Annotated in this window: 6 protein-coding genes; all 6 read right to left on the bottom strand. The window is 41.3% G+C overall.

The features are described 5' to 3' along the window. Nucleotides 1-504 (bottom strand): glycoside hydrolase family 11 protein (locus tag BLW60_RS12545; protein WP_175460939.1); only part of this gene is annotated, 504 nt, incomplete at its 3' end. 345 nt (nucleotides 505-849) lie between these two features. Next, nucleotides 850-2331: a serpin family protein gene (locus BLW60_RS12540; protein WP_074717926.1), complete on the bottom strand. Its 1482-nt coding sequence runs from the start codon at nucleotides 2329-2331 to the stop codon at nucleotides 850-852. A gap of 116 nt (nucleotides 2332-2447) precedes the next feature. Further along, nucleotides 2448-4373 (bottom strand): serpin family protein, encoded by a 1926-nt coding sequence (locus BLW60_RS12535; RefSeq protein WP_074717924.1) that lies wholly within the window; start codon nucleotides 4371-4373, stop codon nucleotides 2448-2450. Nucleotides 4374-4557: 184 nt separating this feature from the next. After that, nucleotides 4558-6675 carry a hypothetical protein gene (locus BLW60_RS12530; protein WP_074717922.1) on the bottom strand — a complete coding sequence of 706 codons (2118 nt, stop codon included), beginning with the start codon at nucleotides 6673-6675 and terminating at the stop codon, nucleotides 4558-4560. Further along, the gene (locus tag BLW60_RS12525) at nucleotides 6662-7216 is read right to left on the bottom strand and encodes an RNA polymerase sigma factor (RefSeq protein ID WP_074717920.1); all 555 of its coding nucleotides are present in this window, start codon (nucleotides 7214-7216) and stop codon (nucleotides 6662-6664) included. The genes BLW60_RS12530 and BLW60_RS12525 overlap by 14 nt, the downstream gene beginning before the upstream one ends. Nucleotides 7217-7373: 157 nt before the next feature. Beyond that, nucleotides 7374-8405 (bottom strand): GGDEF domain-containing protein, encoded by a 1032-nt coding sequence (locus BLW60_RS12520; protein WP_175460938.1) that lies wholly within the window; start codon nucleotides 8403-8405, stop codon nucleotides 7374-7376. Nucleotides 8406-8430 lie beyond the last annotated feature (25 nt).

Here is an 8430-nt window from a genome sequence, read left to right as displayed (position 1 = left end):
TGTACCGTCAAGTGATGGCTGATTATAACGCATTGACTTGCGGATATCGTATGTATTGCCGTTAAGAGTTACTGTACCCTTATTTTCTCCGTCATTTCCGGGTGGTCTCCAGTCGCCCCAGCCTTCTACGATATAGTATTCCATAAGAGGATTTCTTGTCCATCCGTAAACGCACATATAAGAATTTCCTCTTGGTGTGTATTCTACATCATAAGTGAGAACGATGTTTCCGAAAGCCTTGTAGTTCTTCTTCTGGCTGTCGTAGTTCTTACCCATACGTGCGAGGAAGTTCTCAATGTTGCTCCATGAGCAGGTGAAAGAACCTGCACCGGGATTCATTGATGCCTGTCCCTGACCGTTCTGGTTCCACATCTCGTAGTCGTATCCACCGATATTACCTCTTGTCTGCTGGTCAGCAGCTGAAGCAACAGCAGGGATAGCAGCTGCGATCATCATTGTGGAAGCACCTGCGCCGATGATCTTTTTGATCTTGCTAAGCTTCAAATAAATCACTCCTTTGACTTAGTAAAAAATGGATTAAGCAATTGGATTAGTAATACTCCCAGTATATTTTGCTGTTTTTATTTCTAACTTAATTATATTCATTCATTTCACAGGTCACAAGTCATTTATTGCTCTTGTTTTTGAAACCGGTCAAATATTGCGAACTTTTAAAAATCATATTTCCCTAAAAATAGCCGTAAAGCACCGTATGCCTTTAAAACGACAGCAATTTATGAAGCCTGCCTTTATGCAAAAATTGTTGTATTAATCCTGAATAATATGTTATATATAAATTGCATAATATTATATATTATATGTCATATCAATAATTTCTGCTGTGAAAACTTACTCACTTGCCGTTTCAATGACCGAGCCTTCGGGAATAGTCATAAGTGCTCCGATAAACAGCGGGATACGTGTTTCTCTGTCATATATACAGTAAACGAAAGGTCTTGTAAGGTATACCTCCTTAGGCGGCATACCGCCGCCTCCCAGACCGCCTGCAACAGAGGCTGCTGTAGCCTTTGTTCCTTTTTCATTTACATCAAGTGTTGTCTTGTGCTTGACGTAGTGCAGCCATGTCGGCACAGGTGCTGATGTAAGACCTGTGAAATTAGCTGTTTCTTCAAATGCATCTTCCATTCCCATTGCTTTAAGTTCTTCAGTAAGGTCGTTTTCATATTCCAGAGTGAATTTCGGCATTGATGTGAGCGCACCCTCACATTCATTCTCCCCCTGAGCAAGAAGTGCATCAAGTTTTTCGCTTGTCAGGCTCTTGATATAATCATGTATATCTATATCCTCATGGGGCAGAAGAGCTGCATATCCGATATTCTTGTCCTTATAGTCTTTTATAAATCCGTCCGTATCATCATCGCCTATATAGTCAGCCCAGCACGACATGAATTCACAGGTCTGCTTTTTTCCGAAAATATCTGTAAACTCCCAGTTGCTGACCTGATACCTCATATAATCGCTCGCCCATTCCGCGTCAAGAACTACGGCATTTATGATAAAAAATACTTCATTCGGATCTATTTCGTCAATTATTTCGGGGATATAGTGTCTTGTATTTTCGTCTACCCATTCATTTACATTTTTAAGTGTATCACCGTTAAATGGCGACAGATAGTAATCCGCATCGTAGTAATTCAAGTTTGTCTGTATAAATTCGGGAACAGGTATTATCAAGCTCGGATCATCTCTTACCCATACAGAATTTGCAGTCTCTATCACCGAACTATTGCTTGAACCGACCTTTTTCCTGAACAGATACAGATATTCATTCAGCTCATCAATAGGAACTCCGCCGAGCACCTCCTCCATTTGCTCAAGTGTTTCGCCTCTTGCTCCGTTTGTAGTCATGGCGAGAGACTGCATTACGGAATAAGGTGATATAAATATATTTTCATTTTTGCCATCATCTATCGCTTTCAAAAGCTCAGCTGCGAATTTGCGCTGACCTGCTGCGAATTTATCGTCCGCTGCCATTCCTTTGACCTCAGATTTTGCTATACCTGAGCAAAGGTTACGTGAAACTGACATTTTTTGCTCAGGCGCATCTTTTATCAGCATCTTTCTCATCTGACACAGATCAAAGACATCATATGAACCGTCACCGTTTACATCTCCGTTGTCAGCGTTTTTAAGCTCGCCCTTTCCGCCCAGCCAACGCTGATACATTACAATATCAGAAATATTGAAAACGCTGTCATCATTTACATCTCCATTGCCGGCTATATCCTGTGCGGAAATGCCTGCCGAGGCAAATGTAGGCAGTGTCATGCCTAATGCGAGTATAGCTGCGATCATTCTTGAACATCTCATTGCTTTTTCCTCCTTTATCCGTTAGCCGACATTATCGGGCGGCTTGTATTAGCGTCGGTCACTATAAGCAAAAAAGCTCTCCTGCCATAAAGACAGAAGAGCTTTCAGCAGTTGTATCACTTTTCTTCAAGCTGTGTAGCTGCACCAATAAACAGCGGTACGTTGTTTTTATCCACGATCATGTAAACAAAAGGTCTGTCAAGGGTGATATAGACCTTCTTCTTTTCGATAGGAGCAGCAGCACCAAGTCCCATTATTACAGCTGTTGCCGCAGCAGCCTTTGTGCCCTTTTCGGTCACTTCTATCTTTGTCTTGTGGAGAACATCATCAATGTATAACGGAAGTGCTCCTTCAACAGAGAGATCGTTTATCTTTGAGAAATCAGCCTTTGAAGAATCGAAAGCAGTTTCCATTCCAAGCTCAGGAAGGATATCCTTCAGCTTCTTTTCGTAATTATACTTGAACTTAGGTATCATTACATGAAGCTCTACAGTATCAGGATCTTCACATTCCCTTAAGCCTTCAATAAGAGCTGCACCGTCAAGCTCTTTTACATAGTCTGCAAAGTCAACATCTTCGTGAGGGAGTATACCTACAAAGCTGTATTCTCCGTTTATATACGGCTTCTTGAATGCGTCGGCGTTGCCGAGGTCAAAATACTGCCTTTCCTGACTTTCCATTTTACGGATAGAATGTTTATCGCCGTTTATGTCTGTGAACTCGCCTTCCGATGTGCTGAGATAGGGGCTCATCCATTCTGCTTCAAAGTACAGGGTATTCAGCAGGAGCATAGCTGTATTTTCCTTTATGTTGTCTCTTTTGATAAGATTTGGTATCATGCCCTTTGTATTCTTATTTACCCAGCTGTTTATGTCCTTGACTATTTTGTCCTCATTTCCCTTAAACCTGCACTTATACATCTCAGAGTTATAGTACTTGCTGTTTGTTTCAAGAAACTCGTCATATACCTTGAATGTGGGATCGTCCCTGAACCATATGGAGTCGGCAAGATACACCTTTTCCTTCTCCTCATCGGGAAGTTTGCTGATATAATATGCCATATACTCGTTTATCTCATCAAGAGTAAGACCGTTTCCGAGCACCTTTTCCATTTCCTTCTTTGTTTCACCCTCAGCTCCGTTTGCAGTCATTGCCAGAGCTGTTGAAATAGAAAGCGGAGACAAAAGCAGATTTTCATCGCCCTTATCGGGATCAAAGCACTTTTTCAAAAGATCAACGCCGAATTTCATTTCCGCAGCTGCAAATTTCTCGTCAGTCTTTACGCCCTCCTCAGCCTTTACGCTTACAGTATTGTCAAGGCGCACACTTCCGATATTTGAAGCTCCGTTGAATTCCTTTGCACTTCCGAGAACGAAATCCGTTACCTGTCTGAGGTCCTCTTCGGTTATCTCGGTATCCATGTCGACGTCCGCATTTAGGAACTGAGCTTCACTCAGCTTATAGGAAAGATTGCCTGCGATATACTTCTTATATGTAACAATGTCAAATGAGTCGATAACTCCGTCATCGTTTATATCGCCGTAGATATGCTCATTGGGATCCTTTATGTAAACTATCTGGCTTACATGGTATTCTTCCCCTCTTCCCCATGAACTGTATCTGTCCATATTTGTCAGCTCATCATAACTATTTCTTGCAGCGAATTTGATGTTGACTCTGTCCTCACGTTTGAGTTTACTTGCCCATTCATAGTTATCTTGCTCATAAAGCTGTGCTGACTCTTCATGATCATAACTGTTGAGAACTATCTCTTTATGAAATGAATACTCATACCAGTTACTTCCCGTTGAAGGTATAAGGTCAATGGCTATATGCCCATCAAAAATATGAACATCATAGATATACGCATCGAGGAACTCATATTCATACATCTGTGTTTCCTCGTTATAGCTAACGTTGGAGTAGCTTTCCTCCGCGTGTACAGCCGGCGGCGGCGGGAACACCCCTCCCGAATAGCTGAACAGCAATGCAGTGCCAACAATGCCTGCTGCCAAACGTTTCATTTTTTTAGTTCTGCCCATAATAAACACTCCTCTCATGTCGTATGGATATAACGATCCATGTTACAATTATAACATTATATACCATAAATGTCAACAAAAATCGTAAATTTTAATATACAAAAACAGACCTGTAAACGAAGCATTAAGCTTCGTATCCACAGGTCTGTTCATTATTAACTATATCATGCTTTCTATTGCTGACTTAAGCAAGTCCGAGGAGCCCTTTCTGTACCTCAAGGGCATCGTTAACGGTTATTCCGTTGCCTGTCTCGTAAAGATCAGCATTAAACTTTCCTTTGTCTGTAAGTTCGTATTTATCGGGATTTGCCTGTGACTGCATTATGAATACAACGTCGCCCATATCCATGCCGCCGTCGAGATTTGCGTCACCGTTTCTTTCAATGTCTATATCGTTGAGAAGTGCAAAGCTGCTTGTGTATTCCTGTGAGATATTGAATTCTTCATTAGCATTTTTGTTGAAGATATCATCGTTCTTGAGCATCATATAGCACTCCATAAGGAGCATATCATATGTATCGCCGTACTTGCCGTCGCCGTTGACATCGCACTTTGTCTTGAAGTACTCATACTGTCTCTCTCTCAATTCATTTTCTTCATCATCAAATATGCCTTCTGTATCATGCCATTCAGGCAGGAATGTACATCTGATTCTCCACATTGCGATGTCATAATCGTATATGTCAAGCTTTCCGTCAAAGTTGAGGTCAGGCTCGTCCATCTTGCCGTCCTCGATATCCTTACAGTACTTCTTGAAGTCATTACTGAACTTAGTCTTGTCGAAGTTACCGAAATATTCGATGTTTTCGCCTGTTCTTGCAGCAAATACAAATGCAGCATTTATATCATAATTTGAAGCACCATCATAGAACTTTTCATAGTAATCGGTAAGGAAGTATTCAGTATCAAGAGGATTGTCAAGGAGATAGCTGTAAGCCATGTAGCGTCCGCTGAACTTTCCGCCGTAAGGTCCGAGCTTTCCGAATACATCAGCACATCTCTTTACAGTTGCCTCAGGGAGAGTTATGATATCAACAACGTGCGGACGCCAGCTGTCGCCGCCCTGTATAGATGAATCGTAATTATAGAACTCGCCTTCATCACCTTCGGTCCAGTTGATAACGCCGTCTACCAGATTCTGATATTTTGCGTAAAGCGCAGTATCATTATAGAGCAGGTTTTCAAGGAATATCTCATAGTCAACACAGTCCTTAATATCAAATGCACCGTCACCGTTGACATCAGGTGAGATATCACCGTTATTGACCATATCAGCAAAGAAGCCATAGCCTGTTCCATAGTATCTCATGTAGGTCTTGAGATTTTGTGTGAAATAATATGCAGGGCTCTTATACTCTATGATCTCGCCTGCGTCTTCCATTTCCTTGCGTGCAGCCAATTTTTCAGCATTTGGCTGAGGGTTATCATAATTGTCGATGTTAAATACAGAAGTATCAAGAGGCTTTGTCATTAAGTAATACTTTAACATAAGCAGTGCATCACTAAACCATGTTACAGAGCCGTCATGGTCATAATCGGCATAACGTTCTATTCTTTCCTTTGTAGTATCATCAACAACAAATCCGTCTGTATAAACGAACAGCTTATAGCAGTCATCTATATCGAATTTCCCGTCTCCGTTCAGATCTGTCTCACCCTGTGCAACCTGAGCGATGATCTCCTTTTCAAAGGAATCCTGTGAATACAGTCTGTAATTGTCATTAGCAGATACTTCCATAGGCATAGCTGATAATGCAGTAATAAATGATATTGCAAATGCAGATAGTTTTTTCATTTCTAAGCTCCTTTCGTCACCGGGTGCGATAATTGAGGCATCCGAATTGGCATTTGGTTTTGAGCTGCCGTTGTTAAGTGAAGGATCCTTTATCAGTATTGTAGAAACCTTAGCATTGGCAGATGAATTCTGTGAAGCTGCGGTAACAGTGGACTTGCCGCTGTCCTTTACAGCTGTATTTGTAGTTCCGGCTCCATTCTTTTCAGGTGAAGCTGTCGTATGGGGCGAACTCGTATGTATTGCAGTATCCTCTTCGACCGGGTGGGTTGTAGTGACCTGATTATTTATATCAGTTTCCGTCACTATTATCTCATCATCATTCGGAAGGATAGGCTGATTATTTTTCATAAGATCATGAACTGCGAATACACAAATAATAATGGCTGCACAAAGACACGAAACAGTACATGATATGTTTTTTATACGACGAGCCCGCTTTCTTTTGCTTTCGATTATTGCATCGCCTTTTTCAAAGACACTTGCAATAGTTTCTTCATAGCTTTTCATACACAAAGCCCTCCTTGATAAGTTCTGCTTTCAGGGTCTTTCTGGCATGATAAAGGATATCACGGACCTGTTTTTCTGTTTTTTTCATTATGCTTGCCGTTTCTCTGTTTGAAAAATCCTCGAAGTATGTCAGATACAGTGCCTGCTCATATTCGGGTTTGAGTTTTCGTATTGCCCTGTGTATAACGCGTTTTTCCTCATTCTGAATGATCCTGCCTTCGAGGTTGTCCTCGCTTACTTTTGACTCGGCATCATCAAGAGAAGTCTGCAAAACAGAAGAATTTTTCCTTATATAATCAACTGCCGTAAATCTGGCAATGGAATAAAGCCATGTCTTGAATGAGCTTTTTCCTTTATATTTGGGCTTTTTAACATATAGTTTCACAAAAGTTTCTTCCATTAATTCTTCAGCGATATTTATATTGCATACAAGGCTTGACAGGTATAAGACAAGACCGTCACGGTATATGCGCATAACTTCTGCGAGACCGTCCTTGTCACCTGATAGAAAACGGCGGTAGCTACTTTCACCGTTATCCATATATACCTCCTTTCGGATAGTTCGTTGCCCATCTACTTATTAGTCGTAAACCGAACCCAAAATGTCGAAGTAAATTTCAAAAAAATTTTTCTGCATTTATTTTTCGCCATAGCTCAGCGAAAGCACAATCTTAAAGGCAGCCCACAGGCTGCCTTTTTCATTCAGTATCTTCTGCTTTTCTTCTTCCATGAAAAATCTCTTTCTGTATATATAACTGCTCATCTGCCTGTGCGATAAGCTGTGTCGCTGTTATAGCTCCTGAGCGGCACTCCGCACAGCCTGTACATACTGTGATAGCAGGGATAAGATCGGCACATTTCTGACGAAGTACATTAACTTCATTCTGTATTGCCTCATTGATGTCTGTATCATCATTGATTATCAGCACAAATTCATCGCCGCCGTATCTTGCACAAAAGCCATGAAGCCTGTCCGAAACGTTGTGAAGAGCGTCTGCTACAAGCTGGAGCGTCTTGTCTCCCACTATATGACCGAATTTGTCATTGACAAGCTTGAAATCGTTGACATCTATCATATGTATCCTGAAAGAATTGCTTTCAGTAGCATTATGTATCATGTCCTGTAGGAATATCTCCATACGCCTGCGGTTATTAAGTCCTGTAAGCGCGTCGGAGTATATCTCACTGCTCTGTATCTCAAGGAAGGAATAGTGTATCGGAAGGAATATTCCCAGCGCAACTACAGGCGTAAGTGGAAGTATACCTTCAAGAACTGCTGTTGCCGATGGAATGATTATAAAAAGCAGCGGCAGGCGGTATTCCTTTTTGAGCTTGACCTGCTGATTTGAAAAGCTTTTCCAGAACGAGTATATACCGCTTCCGAAAAGCTGCACGAAGGTCAATATGATATGTACGATATACCCGTCTGCGAACTGGAAAATGTCATTTTTGTCAATATAGAAATAAAAGCCTGTAAAAACAGAGGTGATCGTAATTATACAGTCAACAATAGTTACAGCATAGTGTATTACTCTTAACGGTATTGTTTCCTTTGAGTTATTCTGGTCGATACGGAAGATAACAAATATGCACCAACCGAGAGTCAGCAGAGATACTGCCACAAGTCCCACAGTATTTGTTGCTTTGTTAAGCGCAGCGTTGAACGGTATCAGACCGCCCTGTCCAAGTGCCCACCAGCTATCACTTATAAGGTAGATTATAAAAAACATAGCCATGCCCCTGAAATGGTGCATC

Source organism: Ruminococcus flavefaciens (genome assembly GCF_900108555.1).
Lineage (GTDB): Bacteria > Bacillota > Clostridia > Oscillospirales > Ruminococcaceae > Ruminococcus > Ruminococcus flavefaciens_P.
This window is presented reverse-complemented; position numbering and strand designations above follow the sequence as displayed.

Excerpts from the sequence above, each read along its gene's own strand:
- BLW60_RS12540 (WP_074717926.1), bottom strand. The coding sequence starts at position 2,331 with ATGAGATGTTCAAGAATGATCGCAGCTATACTCGCATTAGGCATGACA.
- BLW60_RS12520 (WP_175460938.1), bottom strand. The coding sequence starts at position 8,405 with ATGTTTTTTATAATCTACCTTATAAGTGATAGCTGGTGGGCACTTGGA.
- BLW60_RS12535 (WP_074717924.1), bottom strand. The coding sequence starts at position 4,373 with ATGGGCAGAACTAAAAAAATGAAACGTTTGGCAGCAGGCATTGTTGGC.
- BLW60_RS12525 (WP_074717920.1), bottom strand. The coding sequence starts at position 7,216 with ATGGATAACGGTGAAAGTAGCTACCGCCGTTTTCTATCAGGTGACAAG.
- BLW60_RS12530 (WP_074717922.1), bottom strand. The coding sequence starts at position 6,675 with ATGAAAAGCTATGAAGAAACTATTGCAAGTGTCTTTGAAAAAGGCGAT.